Origin of the sequence: Gordonia jacobaea, assembly GCF_965344965.1 — a bacterium.
Taxonomy (GTDB): domain Bacteria; phylum Actinomycetota; class Actinomycetes; order Mycobacteriales; family Mycobacteriaceae; genus Gordonia; species Gordonia jacobaea.
Genome location: NZ_CBDRLS010000004.1, coordinates 504,532 through 523,212 on the forward strand (window position 1 = coordinate 504,532; position 18,681 = coordinate 523,212).

The 18,681-nt window shown below is 66.3% G+C and carries 18 protein-coding genes; 15 read left to right on the forward strand and 3 right to left on the reverse strand.

Annotated features, from left to right (window positions below; all coding sequences use genetic code 11):
- Positions 1-22 precede the first annotated feature (22 nt).
- From nadD to holA, 8 genes are all read left to right on the forward strand, one after another.
- Positions 23-793 carry a nicotinate-nucleotide adenylyltransferase gene (nadD, locus tag ACRVY7_RS16495; protein WP_431817814.1) on the forward strand — a complete coding sequence of 257 codons (771 nt, stop codon included), beginning with the start codon at positions 23-25 and terminating at the stop codon, positions 791-793.
- Positions 790-1,152, forward strand: coding sequence for a ribosome silencing factor (gene rsfS, locus ACRVY7_RS16500; RefSeq protein ID WP_005205149.1), 363 nt, complete (start codon positions 790-792; stop codon positions 1,150-1,152). The genes nadD and rsfS overlap by 4 nt, the downstream gene beginning before the upstream one ends.
- Positions 1,149-1,862 (forward strand): histidine phosphatase family protein, encoded by a 714-nt coding sequence (locus ACRVY7_RS16505; RefSeq protein ID WP_431817815.1) that lies wholly within the window; start codon positions 1,149-1,151, stop codon positions 1,860-1,862. The genes rsfS and ACRVY7_RS16505 overlap by 4 nt, the downstream gene beginning before the upstream one ends.
- Positions 1,859-2,665, forward strand: a complete 807-nt coding sequence (gene octT / locus ACRVY7_RS16510) for a diglucosylglycerate octanoyltransferase (RefSeq protein ID WP_431817816.1) — start codon at positions 1,859-1,861, stop codon at positions 2,663-2,665. Before ACRVY7_RS16505 ends, octT begins: the two co-directional genes overlap by 4 nt.
- Positions 2,666-2,674: 9 nt before the next feature.
- The gene (locus tag ACRVY7_RS16515; RefSeq protein ID WP_431817817.1) at positions 2,675-3,556 is read left to right on the forward strand and encodes a DegV family protein; all 882 of its coding nucleotides are present in this window, start codon (positions 2,675-2,677) and stop codon (positions 3,554-3,556) included.
- A gap of 76 nt (positions 3,557-3,632) precedes the next feature.
- Entirely contained in the window at positions 3,633-4,742 is a 1,110-nt protein-coding gene (locus ACRVY7_RS16520) for a ComEA family DNA-binding protein (RefSeq protein ID WP_431817818.1), read from the forward strand.
- A 7-nt stretch (positions 4,743-4,749) separates the two neighbouring features.
- The gene (locus ACRVY7_RS16525) at positions 4,750-6,279 is read left to right on the forward strand and encodes a ComEC/Rec2 family competence protein (protein ID WP_431817819.1); all 1,530 of its coding nucleotides are present in this window, start codon (positions 4,750-4,752) and stop codon (positions 6,277-6,279) included.
- A 46-nt stretch (positions 6,280-6,325) separates the two neighbouring features.
- Positions 6,326-7,300, forward strand: a complete 975-nt coding sequence (gene holA, locus ACRVY7_RS16530; protein WP_049698365.1) for a DNA polymerase III subunit delta — start codon at positions 6,326-6,328, stop codon at positions 7,298-7,300.
- Between the two features lie 249 nt (positions 7,301-7,549).
- On the opposite strand, the gene rpsT is transcribed toward holA, so the two are convergent.
- Complete coding sequence (gene rpsT, locus ACRVY7_RS16535; RefSeq protein ID WP_049698364.1) at positions 7,550-7,810, reverse strand: 30S ribosomal protein S20; 261 nt, start codon at positions 7,808-7,810, stop codon at positions 7,550-7,552.
- A 244-nt stretch (positions 7,811-8,054) separates the two neighbouring features.
- Between rpsT and ACRVY7_RS16540 the strand changes: the two genes are divergently transcribed.
- The 4 genes from ACRVY7_RS16540 (at position 8,055) to ACRVY7_RS16555 (ending at position 12,871) form a co-directional block, all read left to right on the forward strand.
- Positions 8,055-9,188, forward strand: coding sequence for a sulfotransferase family protein (locus ACRVY7_RS16540; protein ID WP_431817820.1), 1,134 nt, complete (start codon positions 8,055-8,057; stop codon positions 9,186-9,188).
- A gap of 106 nt (positions 9,189-9,294) precedes the next feature.
- Positions 9,295-11,046, forward strand: a complete 1,752-nt coding sequence (locus tag ACRVY7_RS16545; RefSeq protein WP_049698362.1) for a circularly permuted type 2 ATP-grasp protein — start codon at positions 9,295-9,297, stop codon at positions 11,044-11,046.
- The gene (locus ACRVY7_RS16550) at positions 11,046-12,026 is read left to right on the forward strand and encodes an alpha-E domain-containing protein (RefSeq protein WP_197494616.1); all 981 of its coding nucleotides are present in this window, start codon (positions 11,046-11,048) and stop codon (positions 12,024-12,026) included. The genes ACRVY7_RS16545 and ACRVY7_RS16550 overlap by 1 nt, the downstream gene beginning before the upstream one ends.
- Positions 12,023-12,871, forward strand: coding sequence for a transglutaminase family protein (locus tag ACRVY7_RS16555; protein WP_431817821.1), 849 nt, complete (start codon positions 12,023-12,025; stop codon positions 12,869-12,871). Before ACRVY7_RS16550 ends, ACRVY7_RS16555 begins: the two co-directional genes overlap by 4 nt.
- Positions 12,872-12,993: 122 nt before the next feature.
- Here the strand turns inward: ACRVY7_RS16555 and ACRVY7_RS16560 are convergent, their stop codons facing one another.
- Both ACRVY7_RS16560 and ACRVY7_RS16565 read right to left on the reverse strand, forming a co-directional pair.
- Positions 12,994-13,410 carry a type II toxin-antitoxin system PemK/MazF family toxin gene (locus ACRVY7_RS16560; RefSeq protein ID WP_431817822.1) on the reverse strand — a complete coding sequence of 139 codons (417 nt, stop codon included), beginning with the start codon at positions 13,408-13,410 and terminating at the stop codon, positions 12,994-12,996.
- Positions 13,407-14,090 (reverse strand): alpha/beta hydrolase family protein, encoded by a 684-nt coding sequence (locus tag ACRVY7_RS16565; RefSeq protein WP_431817823.1) that lies wholly within the window; start codon positions 14,088-14,090, stop codon positions 13,407-13,409. The genes ACRVY7_RS16560 and ACRVY7_RS16565 overlap by 4 nt, the downstream gene beginning before the upstream one ends.
- Between ACRVY7_RS16565 and ACRVY7_RS16570 the strand changes: the two genes are divergently transcribed.
- The 3 genes from ACRVY7_RS16570 to ACRVY7_RS16580 all read left to right on the forward strand — a co-directional run bounded on the left by ACRVY7_RS16570 (position 14,089) and on the right by ACRVY7_RS16580 (position 18,609).
- Positions 14,089-14,538: a hypothetical protein gene (locus ACRVY7_RS16570; RefSeq protein WP_431817824.1), complete on the forward strand. Its 450-nt coding sequence runs from the start codon at positions 14,089-14,091 to the stop codon at positions 14,536-14,538. The genes ACRVY7_RS16565 and ACRVY7_RS16570 overlap by 2 nt on opposite strands.
- A gap of 143 nt (positions 14,539-14,681) precedes the next feature.
- Positions 14,682-16,565: a translation elongation factor 4 gene (gene lepA, locus ACRVY7_RS16575; RefSeq protein ID WP_039855239.1), complete on the forward strand. Its 1,884-nt coding sequence runs from the start codon at positions 14,682-14,684 to the stop codon at positions 16,563-16,565.
- Between the two features lie 4 nt (positions 16,566-16,569).
- Positions 16,570-18,609, forward strand: a complete 2,040-nt coding sequence (locus ACRVY7_RS16580; RefSeq protein WP_431817825.1) for a M3 family metallopeptidase — start codon at positions 16,570-16,572, stop codon at positions 18,607-18,609.
- Positions 18,610-18,681: the final 72 nt, after the last annotated feature.

The window sequence follows — 18,681 nt, forward strand, 5'->3', positions numbered from 1 at the left end:
CGCTCGCGTAAACTGACCCCTCATGGCACATGACCGTCCGCGTGCACGACGGATCGGTGTGATGGGCGGAACGTTCGATCCCATCCACAACGGGCACCTCGTGGCCGCCAGTGAGGTCGCCAACCGGTTCTCGCTCGACGAGGTGATCTTCGTCCCGACCGGACGGCCATGGCAGAAGCTGACCGAAGACGGCGGGGCGGTTCCCGACCGGACGAAGCAGGTCAGTCCCCCCGAGGACCGCTATTTGATGACGGTCATCGCGACGGCGTCGAATCCGCAGTTCAGCGTGAGTCGAGTGGACATCGACCGGGAGGGATTCACCTACACCGTCGACACGCTGCGGGATCTGCGCAAAACCCTTCCCGACGCGCAGCTCTACTTCATCACCGGCGCCGACGCGTTGGAATCGATCCTGTCGTGGCAGGACTGGGAGGAACTGTTCGAGCTCGCGAACTTCGTCGGGGTGAGCCGACCGGGATACGAGTTGAACGCCAGTCATCTGGCCACGCACCTGCGAAATCTGCCAGCCGATACGCTTCATCTGATGGAGATTCCCGCCCTGGCGATCTCCTCGACGGACTGTCGGGCACGCGCGGCGACGGGACGACCGGTCTGGTACCTGGTGCCAGACGGCGTCGTCCAGTACATCGCCAAGCGCAGGCTCTACCGCAGGCCGCGGGTGAACTCGCCGGGTGTCTCGGCGCCACTCAAGAGCGACGCCGACGACACACCGACAACCTCCGACACCTCAACACACCGTGCGGAAACGCAACGCTCGAAAGGACGAACGTGACAGCAGCAGCCGAGTCACTGGACATGGCGAAGGTGGCAGTCGCTGCCGCGCAGGACAAGGTCGCCACCGATGTCACGGTGATCGACGTGTCCGAACAACTCGTCATCACCGACCTGTTCGTGATCGCGTCGGCCGACAACGAGCGTCAGGTCAACGCGGTCACCGACGAGATCGAAGACAAGATGCGCGAGGCGGGCTACAAGCCCGTCCGACGCGAAGGCACACGTGAGGGTCGCTGGGCGCTGCTCGACTACGTCGACATCGTCGTGCACGTCCAGCATGCCGACGAGCGCGCCTACTACGCGCTCGATCGGCTGTGGCAGGACTGCCCGGTCATCGACCTGGAGCCGCAGGCGTGAGTGGAGCGCCCGACGACCACGACACCTCCGTCGAACGACTCACCCCGGTGGTCCGCAGGCTGATCCTGCTGCGGCACGGGCAGACCGAGTACAACGCGACGAGCCGGATGCAGGGCCAACTCGACACCGATCTCTCCGATCTCGGTGTGCGGCAAGCGAAGTCGGCCGCCGCCGCGCTCGCCGAACGTAATCCGATGCTCATCCGATCGTCGGATCTGCGGCGTGCTCGCGACACCGCGGAGGCGCTCGCTGTGCTGACCGGCCTGCCCGTCGACACCGATCAACGGCTCCGCGAAACACATCTCGGTGAGTGGCAGGGTATGACGCACTACGAGGTCGACGACGTCATGCCCGGTGCGCGCGCGCTGTGGCGCGACGACGCCACGTGGCGCCCGCCGGGCGGGGAGAGCCGCGTCGACGTCGCGGCCCGCGCCCTACCGGTCGTCGACGAACTGCTCGCGAGTGTGGACGACTGGGGGAGCGGCGCGACCCCGGAGTCGCCCGTTGTGCTCGTCGCGCACGGAGGTGTGATCGCCGCGATGACCGCCGCGCTCCTCGACCTTCCCGTCGCCAACTGGCCGGTGTTCGGCGGACTGGCCAACACGAGTTGGGTGCAACTGTCGGGCCATGGACTCCCCGGTGAGAAGCCGCGGTGGCGGCTGGACGTGTGGAACGCCTCGGCCGAGGTCGCCGACGCAGGGGTGCAGTGACCGACGCGGTTGTCGCGAGCACGCCTGACGACTGCCTGCTCATCCTCTCCGACTCGCTCGCCTACTTCGGGCCGCAGGGCGGGCTACCCGCCGACGACGCTCGCATCTGGCCGAACATCGTCGGGGCGCGCTGTGGTCTGCCGGTGCGGCTCTTCGGTCGGATCGGCTGGACCAGCCGGGACGTCTGGTGGGCGATGACCCAGGACCCGAACATCTGGGCCGCGGTACCCCACGCACGCGCGGTGATCCTCGCGTTCGGCGGAATGGATTCGTTGCCGTCGCCGCTTCCGACCGCGTTGCGTGAGCAGATCAGGTACGTGCGGCCGGGCCGACTCCGCCAGGTCGTCCGGTCGGCGTATCAGTGGGTCCAGCCGCGTGCGTCGAAGATCGGCTGGCCGGTGGCCCTGCCGCCGTCGGTGACCGTCGACTACCTCGACAAGATCTACGAGGCGCTGACCCAGTTGCGCCCCGACCTGCCGATCGTCGTGTGTCTGCCGTCGACGCATCGGAGCCCCTATTACGGGTACGTCCACAGCGGGCGGATACCGACGACCGCGGCGATGCGGGCGTGGTGTGAGCGACGCGGGGTCTCCTACGCCGACTTCTATCCGCCGACCCGCGATGCGTACGACGATCCCGATGCTGCGAACCCTGACGCTGTGATGAACCCCGACGCTGCGATGAACCCCGACGGTATCCACTGGGGCTTCGCGTGCCACCGGGCGGTCGCCGACGTCGTCGCGGCGCCGGTTCTGCGGGTGCTCGACGATCCGGATGTCCGAACCGGACGGCGCACCGGCTAACGTAGACGGGTGCCTGTTGTCGTCGTCACAGATTCCTCTGCGCGGTTGCCCGCTGCCGTCGCCGACAGCTACGACATCATCCAGGTTCCGCTGCATCTGACGCTCGACGGAGTCGACTACCTCGAAGACGACGACAACGTTCCCGCCGACATCGTGTCGACGCCGGGCGTCACGACTGCGGGCGCCACTCCGCATGATCTGGTGCAGGCGTACGGCGAAGCCATCGAACGCAGTCAGGGCGACGGGGTCGTCGCGGTCCACATGTCGCGAAAGCTGTCCGGCACGTGGAGCGCTGGGCGCCTGGCCGCGGAGGACTACTCGGGGCAGGTGCGGGTGGTCGACTCGCGGTCGGTCGGGCTGGCAGTCGGATTCGTCGCCATCGCAGCAGCGCAAGCCGCTCGCGACGGGGCCGATCGGGATCGCGCGTACGAAGCCGCCATCCGCCAGGCCGCGACTGTCGAATCGCTGCTCTGCGTGCAGAATCTCGACAATCTCCGCAACAGCGGGCGAATCAGCGCGGCGAGCAAGATGCTCGGGTCCGCGTTGTCGATCAAACCGATCCTGCACGTCGTCGACGGCACGCTGACTCTGCGTGAACGCACGCGCACGTTCTCCAAAGCGCTGGACAAGATGGCCGAAGCGGCCGTCGACTACGCCGACGGCCGCGCGGTGACTCTCGGAGTGCAGCATTGCCAAGCTCCCGCTGCCGCAGCCGATCTCGTCGTCCGGTTGCGGGAGAACCTGCGGAGCGTGACGTCGAGCATCACCGTCGATCTCGGTCCTGTGCTCGGCTGTCACGTCGGTCCCGGCGCGGTCGGCGTGGTGATCGGTACCCAACTCGATCCCATCACCAGGGGACAGTCGGAGGCCGAGGGGTTGTCCACACCCTGACCGTCGTCCACAGGGCGGCGTCGATGCACAGTCGACGAGCCGGTGTGATGGTGCGTCCGCCGTAGCGTCAGAGGCTATGAGCGACAAACCAACCCGGACGGCCCGCGGATTCGCCGCGCGAGGTGTTGTCGAGCGCGGTTCGCGAACCGCGCCCACCGCGGTCGGACGCTCGCCGCTCGACCGGTTGTCAGCCCCCGCACCCGGCGCCACCCGGACGCCCGAACTCGACGCCACCTCGTCGCCTGTGGATGACGACATGTCGTCGAGTTCCTGGGGCATCGACACGACGCCGGGTTGGCTGGCTCCCGAGGTGGAACGCAGGCGCCCTCTCGATGGTCGGGAACGACGACGTGCCAACGGATTCGACGACGATCGTCGAGAAGACTTCGACCTCGACCACGATGCAGATGTCGATTCGGATGAGGACGAGTACCGCCCACGTCGTCGATTCGCAGTGGCGCCTGCCGGTGCCATAGCGTTGATTGCTGTGGGCGTAATCGCCTGTGTGATAGCGGGATTCGGGCTACTCCGCAGCGACGACGTCGTGCCGGCCGTCGCCTTCCCCGCGTCGGCGGGACCGTCCGCGTCGATTCCTTCCGTCGCTGCAGTGCCGTCGGCCGGCGCCCCCGCGGTGCCTTCTGCCGCCGCGCCGTCGGCTGCATCAGCCCAGATCGTGGTCAGCGTCGTCGGATTGGTGCGGAAGCCCGGGCTGGTGCGGTTGGCACCGCGGTCCCGAGTGGCCGATGCGCTGTCGGGTGCCGGAGGTGCCCGCGAGGGAGCCGACACGACGTCGCTGAACCTCGCTCAGGTGCTGGGCGACGGCGATCAGGTGCTCGTCGGCTACGCGAGCAAGGACGGGAACGCCTCGCTTCGCAGTGCGGTGGTCGCGTCGGGTGCGGGGAGGTCGGACTCTTCGTCGCCGCCGACGGCCGGTGACGCTTCCGAGACGAGCTCCGGCGCAAGGGATTCGGGAGCGTCGGACAGTGCGGGAGGAAAGGTCGACCTGAACACCGCGAGTGCCGAGCAGCTCGACGCTCTCCCCGGGGTCGGCCCGGTCACTGCGAAGGCCATCATCGACTGGCGGTCGCAGCACGGAAAGTTCACGTCTGTCGACCAACTCGGCGAGGTCGACGGCATCGGACCCGCGCGGCTGGCGAAGCTGCGAGACCTCGTGACCGCCGGCTGACACCGCGGTGGATCTACGACTCGTCGCGCCCGCTCTCGTGGTGTGGCTTGTCACGTTGCTCGGGCTGCTCGGGCCGTCGTGGTCGATGCCTGTCGTGCTGGTCATCGGCGGAGTGATCTGCGCTGCAGCTCTGTTCGGACAACGGCGCTGGAATCTTGCCTGGCAGGTGGTCGGCGTCGTGGTGATCGGAGCGGGGATGGCGGCGACATGCGCACTGGCGCTGTGGCTCCGGCTCGAGACCCGCGACGCACATCCACTGTCGGGGATGTCGGGCAAGGCGACGGTGACGATGTCGATCCGCGACGACCCGCGCAACTTCGGACCGGCACAACGGGGTCAGGTGACCACGCGTGTGACGGTGCTGGCCGTCGGGGAGCGTCGAGTTCCCTCCGCCATCGCCGACGTCGTCGCGCGTGCGCCCGGATGGGTGGGGTTGCTGCCGGGGCAGCATGTGCGCGTCCTGGTGAGTATCCGCGCACCTCGAGGGGGTGACTTGAGTGTTGCGAGATTGGCGGCGTCGGGCCCGCCGACGCTGCTGGGGCGTCCTCCTCCGCTGCAGCGGGGAGCCGGTGTCGTGCGATCAACGCTGCAGCAGAACTCGGCTCAGGCGTTGAGCGGCGAATCGGCGGGACTGCTGCCGGGGTTGGTCATCGGCGATGAGAGTGCATTGTCGGAAGATGTCCGAGATCAGTTCCGCGCGGCCGGGCTCAGTCACCTGACCGCCGTCTCCGGCGCCAACTTTGCGCTCACCTGCGGTGCGGCGATCGCGTTGATCCGGTTGATCGGCGGATCACCGAAGGTGGCGGCGGTCAGCGGAGTGGTCGTCATCGTCGGATTCGTCGTCCTGGTACGGCCGTCACCGAGTGTGCTGCGCGCGGCGATGATGGGCGGAGTCGGTCTGCTCGCGCTGTTGTCGACGCGGCGTGCCCGCGCGGTGCCAGCGCACGGTGTCGCCGTGATCGGGGGTCTCCTGTGGTGGCCGGAGCTTGCGAGTGCGCCGGGGTTCGCGTTGTCGGTCGTGGCCACGGCCGGACTCGTGCTGATCGCGCCGTCGATCCGAGACACGCTGCGCGAGTGGAGAATCCCACCTGTCGTGGCCGAGGTGTTCGCTATCGCCATCGCCGCCCAGGTCGTGACAGCGCCGCTGATCGCGATGATCAGCGGGACATTCAATGTGGTCTCGATTCTGGCCAACGTCGTCGTGGCGCCGGTCGTCGGAGTGATCAGTGTGGTGGGAACACTCGCCGCGTTGATCGGCCTCGCCGGAGACGTGGGTTCTGTGGTTGCGCAAGTGTTGCTACGCGCGATGTCGCCAGAACTGTGGTGGATGATCACCGTTGCGCGCGTACTCGGCGGATTGAGTTGGGCGGCAATCGAAGTACCCGACGGGCTTGCCGGGATGGCGCTTGTCATGACGTTCACCGCCCTGGGTGCGGCGCTGCTGAATCGGCGCGTGATCGGGTGGGCGCGGCGTCGTGCGCACGGTCGGCGCAACGAGACGCACAGTCGGCACGACGAGACGCACAGTCGGCAGTAGGGGAGGTGTCCGGTGGGCCGTCGCGCTGTCGGGGTGTTCTGGCACCATGAGTGACGTGACCGATCGCCTGCATCTGCTCCTCGGAGACGACGACTTCCTCACCGGACGTGTGATCTCGGGTGTGACGAGCGAGCTGTCCCACCACGCAGGCGCCGACATTCCGGTCACGCGTGTGCGAGCCGGCGACGTCAGCGAATACGAACTGGCCGAATTGTTGAGTCCGTCGTTGTTTGCCGAAGACCGCGTCGTCGTCGTCGAGTCGGCGGCGGAGGCGGGCAAAGAGCCCGCAGCGCTGATCACGCGGGCGGCACGCGAGCTTCCCGACGGCATCACGCTGATGGTGATCCATACCGGGGGCGGTCGTACGAAGTCGATGGTCGGCGAACTCCGCAAGGCGGGTGCGGTCGAGCACGACTGCGCGGCGCCGCGCTGGCCGTCGGAACGAATGGACTTCGTCCGCAAGGAGTTTCGTGAGCTCGGCGTCAAGGTCAGCGCCGAGGTCGTCGAGCAGGTCGTCGAAGGGGTCGGTGCGGAGCTTCGTGAGCTTGCCGCGGCGTGCAGTCAGCTCGTTGCCGACACCGGCGGCAAAATCGACCGCGATGCGGTGCGGCTGTACTACCAGGGGCGACCAGAGGTGACCGGGTTCGAGGTCGCAGACAAAGCCGTCACCGGTGATCGGGCCGGGGCGCTTGAATCGTTGGCGTGGGCGGTGCATCACGGGGTGCCGCGAGTGCTGCTTGCCGACGCGCTCGCAGAGGCGGTGCACGCGATTGCTCGCGTACGCGGAATCGGGTCGATGGACCAGTACGCGGCCGCGTCGGAGTTGGGTATGCCGCCGTCGCGTGTCAAGAAGGTGCAGTCGCAGGCACGGGCATGGGATTCGTCGTCGATCGCACAGGCGGTCGTGGTGGTCGCCGGGCTCAACGGCGATGTGAAGGGACAGGCCGCCGACGCAGACTATGCGCTCCTGCACGCGGTCGACGCCGTGGCTTCGCTGCGTCCGTCATCGCGTCGACGCTGAAGCGCGCTGGGCTGAGCTCGAGCGACCGAAGCGTTGTAGGACCGAAGCCTTGTAGGACCGGAGCTTGCAGGACTGAAGCGTGCACGACCACGCAACTCACCCCGGCGACCGCGTGGAAGTCGCCGGGGTGAGTTGTCTCGAAAGGGAAACGGTCGGCGCTGCGACCCGGCGTGCTCCCGTGGGCACGGGGCGCGTCGCGGGTGCGCGCTCTGACTCGTTCAGTTCCGGCTGATGCCGGAGGTTGTTACCTCAGAGCTTGTTGACGGCCACAGCGATGGCCGACTTCTTGTTGGCTGCCTGGTTGGCGTGGATGACGCCCTTGCTGGCTGCCTTGTCGAGCTTGCGGCTTGCCGTCTGTCCGAGCTCGGCTGCCTTGTCCTTGTCGCCGGCGTCGACAGCTTCGCGGAAGCTACGGATCGCGGTGCGCAGCGAGGAGCGCACGGACTGGTTGCGCTGCCGACGGATCTCGTTGGTGCGGTTGCGCTTGACCTGGGACTTGATGTTTGCCACGCGTTTGTACCTATCAGTTGTTGGTGATTGTTGCTGGGTGTTCCTGAGCAGGTCAGACGGGTGGACAGCACGTGTCCGCCGTCGACTCTGCGACAGCGGTCTACTTTACCAGCCGGAAACAGGGGTCCCAAATCCGCAGGCGTCGGCGTGCGCAGGCCCGACTCGTCACCGATCTCCTGTGAATCCACGCGGCATGTGACGAGGTCGCAGATATGTGCCCTAGCGCAACTAAGCTCGATCCATCATGTCAGTTGTTTTCATTCACGTCGGATTACCCAAGACAGGCACCACGCACCTCCAGGATCGCCTGTGGTGGAACCGCGACCTCGCTTTTCGTCACTCCGGGCTGCTCTACCCGGGAAACGAGATGGCCGATCACTTTCACGCCGCAACGCATCTGCAGCCGGGCAGGTATCTCGACTGGGTCGACCCGGCCTTCGCCGGGAGTTGGTCGACGATGGTCTCGCAGATGCGTGCGTGGCCGGGGGCGTCGCTGGTGTCGCACGAGTTGTTCGCGACGGCGCGTGAGGAACAGATCGAGTCGTTGGTGAACGACCTCTCCTTCGCCGACGAGGTCCATGTGATCGTGACCGTTCGCGATCTGGCCCGACAACTGCCGTCGGTGTGGCAGGAGAACGTCAAGAACCAGCGTCTTGCGTCGTTCGACGATTTCGTGACCTCGGTGCGTCGGCACGCGCCACGTCGAACCGGGTCCTGGGGTGGCGACATGGAGGAGGAGCCCTTCTGGGAATTCCAGGACTACGTGGGCATCCTCGGACGGTGGGCCAAGTTCGTCGGACCGGAACGGGCTCACCTGGTCACCGTGGCGAAGTCAGGAACCGGCGCATCGTCGTTGTGGGAGAGATTTCTCTCCGTGCTCGACGTCGATCCGGCTCCGATGACGATCGACGTTCCCAACAACAACACCTCGCTCTCGGCAGCGCAGGCAGAACTCCTGCGACGGCTGAACTCGCGCCTGCAGCCCGACGACATCGAGTGGGATCGGTACGAGCGTGTCGTCAAGGGTCACATCATCGCCAAGGTCCTCTTCGCACAGACCGGCGGCACCCCTCTCGGACTGTCAACCGAACAGCGTGCGTGGGCCGCAGACGAAGCCGAGTCGATGATCGACGCCGTGCGCGTGGCCGGATATCCCGTGACCGGTGATCTCGGCGATCTCGCGGTGAGCACGACGGCAGGCGACGACGCCCAGCCGCCGACGGTTGACGAAATTCTCGACGCCTCACTCGACGCGATCGCAGGAATCGCGAAGACGATGCCTTACCCCGAGACCGGAGCCCGATTGCAGACGCGCGCCGCGAACGTGGCTCGGCGGGTCGGGCGGCGCGTCGTTTCGCTGCGTCGAACCCTGGGCTAGGGCTGGCCTCGGCCTGCAGCGAGGAATGGGGCCAGGAGAAGGTCACCGCGACGCGCCCACGCAGACGTCGTGCCGAGTGGGGCGATCTGAGGCACCATGTGTGTCTATGAGTCCCGCGTCAACCGGTGCGCAAGCCAAGAAGGCATCGCGCAAAACCGCGCCCCCGTCGTCGTCGAAGTCAGTCACCGCCGCCAAGTCGGCAAACGGCAAGGGTGCCGAACCGGGACAGGTTGCCAAGAGCGCCAAGGCCAAGGTCGTCAGGGAGACACTCCCCACCGAGACCGGAATTTTCAAGGGATATTCGAAAGGGCCGTACGGCAAGGCCTTTGACGAGATGTTCGACGCCGACGGCGAGGTACGCCCCGCGTATCGGGGCATCTTCAAGGTCATGGCCGAGTCCGACCGCGCCGACCTCGAAGCCCGCGTCGACGCACTCGGGCGCGCGTTCATCGACCAGGGCATCACGTTCTCGCTCTCGGGTATGGAGCGCCCGTTCCCGTTGGACGTTGTGCCACGGGTCATTTCGGCCGGCGAGTGGAACAAGCTCGAAGCGGGTATCACCCAGCGCGTGCAGGCGCTGGAATTGTTCCTCGACGACGTCTACGGCGAGCAGGAGATCCTGCGCGACGGTGTGTTGCCCAAGCGGCTGGTCCATTCGTGTGAGCACTTTCACCGTCAGGCGGCAAACATCCGTCCTCCCAACGGAGTTCGCATTCACGTCGCGGGCATCGACCTGATCCGCGACGCCAACGGTGATTTCCGGGTGCTCGAGGACAACCTGCGATCACCGTCGGGTGTGTCGTACGTGATGGAGAACCGCCGCACCATGGCGCGGGTCTTTCCCGACCTGTTCTCCACGCACAAGGTGCGCCCTGTCGCCGACTACCCGAGTCACCTGCTGCGGGCCCTGCGGGCCTCGGCCGCCTTCAACGAGGCCGACCCCAACATCGTCGTGCTCACTCCCGGTGTCGCGAACTCGGCGTACTTCGAGCACTCGCTGCTCGCGCGGCTGATGGGCGTCGAGCTCGTCGAGGGTCGAGACCTGTTCTGCCGCGACAACGTCGTCTACATGCGCACCACCGAGGGCGAGCAACGCGTCGACGTGATCTACCGACGCATCGACGACGACTTCCTCGATCCCATGCAGTTCCGTCCGGATTCGATGCTCGGCGTGGCAGGTCTGCTCAACGCCGCGCGCGCGGGCAACGTCGTGATCTCGAGCGCGGTGGGCAACGGTGTCGGCGACGACAAGCTCATCTACACCTACGTGCCGGACATCATCAACTACTACCTCGGCGAGAAGCCCATCATCGGCAACGTCGACACGCTGCGCTGCTGGCTCCCCGAGGAGTGCGACGAAGTGCTCGATCGGATCGACGAACTCGTCGTGAAACCTGTTGAGGGATCGGGTGGTTACGGGATCGTCTTCGGTCCCGACGCCACCAAGGCCGAGCTCGACACCCTCGCCCGCAAGGTGCGCAACGACCCCCGCGGATGGATCGCCCAACCCGTGGTGCAGCTGTCGACGGTGCCGACAAAGGTCGGCGACTCGCTACGACCGCGGCACGTCGACCTGCGTCCCTTCGCCGTCAACGACGGTGAGAAGGTCTGGGTGCTCCCGGGCGGACTGACCCGCGTCGCACTGCCCGAAGGGTCACTCGTCGTCAACTCCAGTCAGGGTGGCGGCTCGAAGGACACGTGGGTGCTCGCAAGCAGGGCCACACAGAGTGAGCGCGAACTCGGCGGCGGCAAGGTGGTCACCTCCAAGGCGGCCAAGGCGGCGAGGCCCGCCGAGAGCGCGCCCGACCCGGTCTTCGAACAGACACAGCAGCAACAGCAAAGCGGTGATCCCCGATGATGTTGGCCCGCAACGCCGAATCCCTCTACTGGATCGGCCGCTACGTCGAACGTGCCGACGACATGGCGCGTCTGCTCGACGTCGCTATCCATCAGCTCCTCGAGGACACCTCCGCCGACGTCGACGGTGCGGTTCGGATGGTCATCCAGGTTCTCGGACTCGAGGTGCCCGACACCGACGGGCCGCTCGACGTGTGGTCGCTCACCGAGCATGTGGCGTATGCGAAGGGGTCGGCCGGATCGGTCGTCGACCTCATCCGTGCGGCGCGCGAGAATGCCCGTGGCGCACGGGAAGTCACGTCCAGCGAGATGTGGGAGTGTCTGAACACCACCTACAACGGACTGGCCGAGGCGGAGCGTCGGGGGCGTCGACTCGGACCTCACGAGTTCCTCTCGTACGTGAAGAACCGGGCCGCCATGTTCGCCGGACTCGCCGACGCGACGATGAGTCACGACGACGGCTACCGCTACCTGTTGCTCGGTCGTTCGGTGGAGCGGGTCGACATGACCATCCGAATGCTGCTCTCGCGCGCCAACGATCCGATCAACTCGCCTGCGTGGGTGAATGTTCTGGTGTCCGCCGGTGCACACGACACCTACCTGCGGACCTATCGCGGTCTGCTCGACGCCGAGAACATCGTGCAGTTCATGTTGCTGGACAGGCTCTTTCCGCGATCGGTGTTCCACGCACTTCGTGTCGCGGAGCAGAATCTCGCGGAGATCGAGAAGCGCCCGAGCCGCGTCGGCGAGCAGGCCGAAGCGCTGCTGCTGCTGGGTCGAGCGCGCAGCTCGCTCGAGTTCCTGGAACCGGGCCGACTGCTCGACGGACTGCAGGAACGACTTCTCGATCTGCAGGACACCTGCCGTGCCGTCAACGAGGCGGTCACGGGTCAGTACTTCCATGTGTCACCGTATGTGTCGTGGGCAGACGCCCGGGTCAGCGATGGTGAAGAACACTTCATCGAGGAGAGTGAACTGTGAGCTGGCGTCTGAGGGTCGTGCATTCGACAGGCTTCGCCTACCAGAGTCCGGTCACCTCGTCCTTCAACGAGGCCCGGCTGACTCCGCGAAGTGACACTCGGCAGAACGTGATCGTCAACCGTGTGGAGACAGTGCCCGCGACCCGTGCGTACCGCTACACCGACTACTGGGGCACCGCGGTCACCGCCTTCGATCTCCATGCACCGCACGAGGAGCTGGAGGTGTCGGGGATGTCGGTCGTCGAGACCGAGGCCGGCGAGCGTCCCGCCCCCGACAAAGCCGTGACGTGGGAGGAATTGGAGAGCGAGTACGTCGCCGACCGCTACGACGAAATGCTCTCCTTCACAACGTATGTGCCGAAGAACGGGCGCCTGGGCGCGACAGCGCGTCGCATCGCCAAGGGGCTCGAGCCCGAGGACGCCGTCGAGGCGATCTGCAAGTTCGTGCACGAGGAGATGGAGTACGTACCGGGAACGACCGGCGTGCACAGCACCGCCGTCGACGCCTGGAACGAGCGCAAGGGTGTGTGTCAGGACTACGCGCACGTCAGCCTTTCGATGCTGCGCGGTCTCGGCGTGCCCGCCCGGTACGTCTCCGGATATCTGCACCCGAAGCCCGACGCCAAGATCGACAAGACCGTCGAGGGGCAGAGCCACGCGTGGATCGAGGTGTGGACCGGCGGCTGGTGGGGCTACGACCCGACCAACGACACCCCCGTCACCGAGCAGCATGTCTCGGTGGGCGTCGGCCGCGACTACTCCGACGTCTCGCCGCTCAAGGGCATCTACACCGGCGGCAAGGCGACGGACCTCGACGTCGTCGTGGAGATCACGCGCCTGGCGTGACCGGCCCGTGCCGCCGCCGCTGAATGTGTGTCGAATCTAAGGAATTGGGTGCTGCAGCAACCACATTCTTCGATTCGACACACATCTATAGCTCGACGGGTCGCCGATCTACCGCGAGCGATCTACCGCCAGCCGTAGTCGCGCCGCAGTCGGTCGGCGACGGCGTTGAAACGCTCCTCGTCGAGGATCGCGCCCTCACGTCGAATTCCGTGTTCGAGGACGTACAGCACGCGGTCGAGGCGGATGTAGCTCTCGCGGTGTTCGTCGTCCCAGACGCCGGCCCCGAGTTCCACCCAGTTCGGGTCGTCGCGGTGGTAGTCCTGGCTCGAGAGCATGAGGCCGAGGAGATGCGTGTGCTCTTCGCCGCGGTCGCGTCCGACGACCAGCACCGGACGGTCCTTGCCCTTGCTCGGATCGTCCTCGTAACGCACCCAGGTCCAGACGATCTCGCCGGGATCGGCCGCGCCGTCGAGGTCGGGGGAGTAGACGATCTCGCGGGCCGCCTCATGGGTGGGGCGCACCCGCGTGCGAGCGGTCATCGCGTCGGTCCGTTCAGGATCAGGTCGTCGACGGCGTCGGCCGCGAGCTGAGCAGTCGGCTTCTTGTCGGGTTTGAGGTCGTGCCCCGTTTTCTCGATCTCGACGAGCCGGGTCGGCGCGGCAATGAGCGCGATGGCTTCGGTGATCTCCTCCGTCGTCGCGAAGGGATCCGACGCTCCGTGCACGATCACCGTCGGTACCGTGATGTCGCCGAGGTGCTCGGTGCGTGCGCGTTCGGGTTTGCCGGGCGGATGCAACGGATACGACGACAGCAGCAGCCCTGCCGCGTCTGTGGCGGCACCATCCTCCGCGACGACCATCGACGCCTGCCTGCCGCCGTACGAGTGGCCACCGAGGACGAGTGGACCGTCGGATTCGGATGCGAACAGCGCGGCCGCCTCTCGGATGCCGTCCCGATCGCCCGCCGCACCCGACGGGCTGGGCGGGCCCTTGGGCCTGCGCTGCCGGTACGGCAGATCGATACAGGCGACGAACAGCCCGCGGGCGCTGAACTCGGCGCCGTAGGCCCGCATGATCGCGGTCTGTCGGTTGCCTCCCGCGCCGTGCGCCAACACGAGCACCGCGCGAGGTGGGCCGTCCGGACGGTAGATGTCTGCGACGACGCCGTCGCCGGTGAAGGTCTCGGGACTCACGGCGTCCACGTTATAAGTTGCAGGCATGAGAGCCATACGAGTGGCGTGGCTTGCGATGGCAGTGGCGGCAGTTGGCTACGCGGTGGCGTGCGGGTTCATGCCGGTGGGCGAGGTGACGGTGAGTTGCGGCAAGAGCGGCGAACTGTCGGTCGCCGGTGCGCACGCCGGCGCCACTTGTGAGGACTCGATCTTCGCTGCGCTCGGTCCGCGCAGGCTGATCGCGATGGGGGTGCTGCTGGCATCACCTCCACTGATCGCCGCGGTCGCGCTGCGCGTCTGGGTCTCATGGCTCGTCGTGCCCGCGATGGCCGTGCTGGTGTTCGTCGGCGTCGCGAACTGGGCTGACTTCTGGCTTCTGCTCTCGTTCGGCGCGCTTGTGTTGCTCGTCGCATCGATAGTCGTTGCGACGGCTCATCTCGCCGTGCGCGCACGCAGGGATTCGCACCGCGCTCGGGGCGCCGCAGCGGGTATGTGACCGAATCCGACCAGCGCGAGCTGACCGGATCGAGTGGACTGGCTCGCTCCGACACTTCTCTCGCAACCCGGCCCCGACCCGCCGACGGCCCGCCGTGAGAAACTGGATACGACGACCCACACCCGCATCGCACTCGAGTATTGGTGCGCACCTGTAGGAGCAGTTCGATTCCCACCTTCGCCGACACCACGTTCACCGATCCCAGCCGGATCCGGAACTTCTGCATCATCGCGCACATCGACCACGGCAAATCGACGCTGGCCGACCGGATGCTGCAGCTCACGGGCGTGGTCGCCGAGCGGGACATGCGCGCCCAGTACCTCGACCGCATGGACATCGAGCGCGAGCGTGGCATCACGATCAAGGCGCAGAACGTGCGCCTGCCCTGGAAGTCCGACGGTCCCGACGGCCCGCAGACCGACTACGTGCTGCACCTCATCGACACTCCGGGCCACGTCGACTTCACCTACGAGGTGTCGCGTGCGCTCGAAGCGTGCGAGGGTGCCGTTCTACTCGTCGACGCCGCGCAGGGCATCGAAGCGCAGACCCTGGCAAACCTGTACCTGGCGATGGACAAGGACCTGACCATCATCCCGGTGCTCAACAAGATCGACCTCCCCGCCGCCGACCCCGACCGCTATGCCGAGGAGATCGCGCACATCATCGGCTGCGAGCCCGACGACGTGCTGCGCGTGTCCGGCAAGACGGGTGCGGGCGTCACGGAACTGCTCGACGAGGTGATCAAGCTGGTGCCCGCGCCGCAGGGCGACCCCGATGCGCCCGCCCGCGCCATGATCTTCGACTCCGTCTACGACACCTACCGCGGAGTGGTCACCTACGTCCGCGTGGTCGACGGCAAGATCGTCCCGCGCGAGAAGATCGCCATGATGTCGACCGGGGCGACGCACGAGCTGCTCGAGGTCGGCATCGTCTCGCCGGAACCGAAGCCGACCAAGGGGCTCGGCGTCGGCGAGGTCGGCTACCTCATCACCGGCGTGAAAGACGTGCGGCAGTCGAAGGTCGGCGACACCGTCACGACCGCGCGCCACGGCGCCACCGAGCCGCTGACCGGCTATCGCGAACCGCGTCCGATGGTCTACTCCGGTCTCTACCCGCTCGACGGCTCCGACTATCCGGTGCTGCGCGACGCTCTCGACAAACTGCAACTCAACGACGCCGCGCTCACCTACGAGCCGGAGACGTCTGTCGCGCTCGGCTTCGGTTTCCGCTGCGGCTTCCTCGGACTGCTGCACATGGAGATCACCCGTGAGCGGCTCGAGCGCGAGTTCGACCTGAACCTGATCTCCACCGCACCGAACGTCGTCTATCGGGTGGTCATGGAAGACGGCTCCGAGTCGATCGTCACCAACCCGTCCGACTGGCCGGAGGGCAAGGCACGCCACATCTACGAGCCGATCGTCAAGACGACGATCATCGCGCCGAGCGAGTTCATCGGCGCGATCATGGAGCTGTGTCAGTCACGGCGCGGTGAGCTCGGCGGCATGGACTACCTCTCGGAGACACGCGTCGAGATGCGCTACACCATGCCGATGGCCGAGATCATCTTCGACTTCTTCGACTCCTTGAAGTCGCGCACCCGCGGCTACGCCAGCCTCGATTATGAGGAGGCGGGCGAGCAGGAAGCCGACCTCGTGAAAGTCGACATCCTCCTCCAGGGCGAGGCGGTCGACGCCTTCAGCGCGATCGTGCACCGCGACGCCGCATTCGGCTACGGCAACAAGATGGCCACCAAGCTCAAGGAACTCATCCCGCGGCAGCAGTTCGAGGTGCCCGTGCAGGCGGCCATCGGATCGAAAATCATTGCGCGCGAGAATATCCGGGCGATCCGCAAGGACGTGCTCGCCAAGTGCTATGGCGGCGATATCAGCCGAAAGCGCAAGCTGCTCGAAAAGCAGAAGGAGGGCAAGAAGCGGATGAAGACCATCGGTCGGGTCGACGTCCCGCAGGAGGCGTTCGTCGCCGCACTCTCCACCGACTCGATGGGCGACAAACCGAAGGGCAAGTGAGGTCATGGGTACAGACAACGTGAATCCCGTTCTCGCGCAGAGCGATCTACCGCACGGCCTGCCCGACTTCGCCTCGATCTCCGACGACGACTTCCTGCCCGCGTTCACCGACGCGATGGCATCGCAGTTGGCGGAGATCGACGAGATCGCGAACAACGCGGAGCCGCCGACGTATGGCAACACCGTCGAAGCGGTCGAGTTCTCCGGACGCGATCTCGCTCGCGCCGCTGGCATCTTCTTCAACCTCGTCGGTCCGGACACCAACCCGAAACGCAACGAGATCAGCCGCGAGCTCTCGACGCTGCTGACCGATCACCAGAACACCATCGCGATGAACCCCCTTCTCTTCGAGCGTATTTCGAAGGTCCACGGCGACGCCGACGACCTCGACCTCGACGAGCCGCGGCGTCGGCTACTCGACAAGCACTATCGCGGCGCGGTGCGCGCCGGTGCGGGTCTGTCGCCCGATCAACAACAGGAGATGCGCGAGATCTCGTCGCGACTGGCCCTCCTCACCACGACCTTCTCGCAGAAGATCCTCGACGACTCGAACGATTCGGCCGTGTTCGTCGACGACGCATCCGCGCTCGACGGTATGTCGGCCGGTGAGATCGCCGCCGCGCGTCGCGCCGCCACCGAAGCGGGACACGACAGTGGATATCTGATCGCCCTCGAACTGCCGACCAGTCAGAGTGTCCTCACCGAACTGACCGACGGCGCTGTTCGACGCCGCGTCTTCGAGGCATCGATCAACCGCTGCGCTCGCGGAAACGACAACGACACAACCGAATTGGTGTTGGAGATCGTGCGGCTGCGCGCCAGGCGTGCGGAGTTGCTCGGATACAGCGATCACGCCGACTACGTGATCGCGGAACAGACCGCACCGTCGGCCGAGGCCGTCGACGACCTATTGCGGGAACTCAGTGAGTCGGCGATGCGAGCGGGGGAGCGCGAACTCGACGACTTGCGGGTCCTCGCGGGTGACGCCGAGATCGGTGCCGCGGACTACACGTACTGGCTCGCGCGTGCGGCGCGGTCGAAATCCGATGTCCCGCTTGATGATTTCGCGGACTACTGCGAACTCGAGACGGTCCTGACCCGTGGGGTGTTCTACGCGGCCAACGTGCTCTACGGGCTGCGTTTCGTCGAGCGTCCTGAACTGCCCGCCTACCACCCCGACGTTCGTGTGTGGGACGTACTCGACGAGAGCGGGCGCAGCATCGGCCTGTTCCTCGGCGACTACTTCGCACGCCCGTCCAAACGCGGTGGGGCATGGATGAACAGCATCGTCGACCAGTCGACGATGCTGCAGACACAGCCCGTCGTGGTCAACGTATTGAACCTGACGAAGCCCGATGACGGTGAGAAGTGCCTGCTGACCGTCGATCAGCTCACCACCCTGTTCCATGAGTTCGGTCATGCCCTGCACGGGTTGCTCTCGGCCGTCGACTATCCGTCGCAGTCGGGTACGTCGGTACCGCGCGACTTCGTCGAATTCCCGTCGCAGGTCAACGAGATGTGGGCGCTGCACCCGTCTGTCCTGGCCAACTACGCGCGCCACCATGAGACCGGCGAACCCATTCCCGCGGAGCTCGCCACGGCGGCACGCGAGTCGGCGGGAACCGAATCTGCCCACGGCACAATCGAATACCTTGCGGCATCAGTCCTCGACCTCGCGTGGCACCAACTCGACACCGCGCAGGCCGAGGCGATCACCGACGTCGCAGGCTTCGAGGCGCAGGCGCTTCGTGCGGCGGGCATCGGGACCGACTTGATCCCGCCGCGCTACCGGAGCACCTACTTCAACCACATCTTCGGCGGCGGCTACTCGGCCGGCTACTACTCGTACATCTGGTCGGAGGTCCTCGACGCCGACACCGAGCAGTGGTTCCTGTCCGAGGGTGGCCTGCAGCGCGAGAACGGTCGACGATTTGCACAGTCGACGCTGTCTCGGGGAGACAGCGTCGACCCGCTTGTCGCGCACGAGGAATTGATCGGACGCAAGCCGTATATCGAGCCGTTGTTGGCGCGGCGTGGGCTGTGACGGCGCTTGCTCGCCGACTGATCTGACCCGGAGAATCGGTTGCGTGAGCTGGGGTAGGTTGGGGTTCGACGG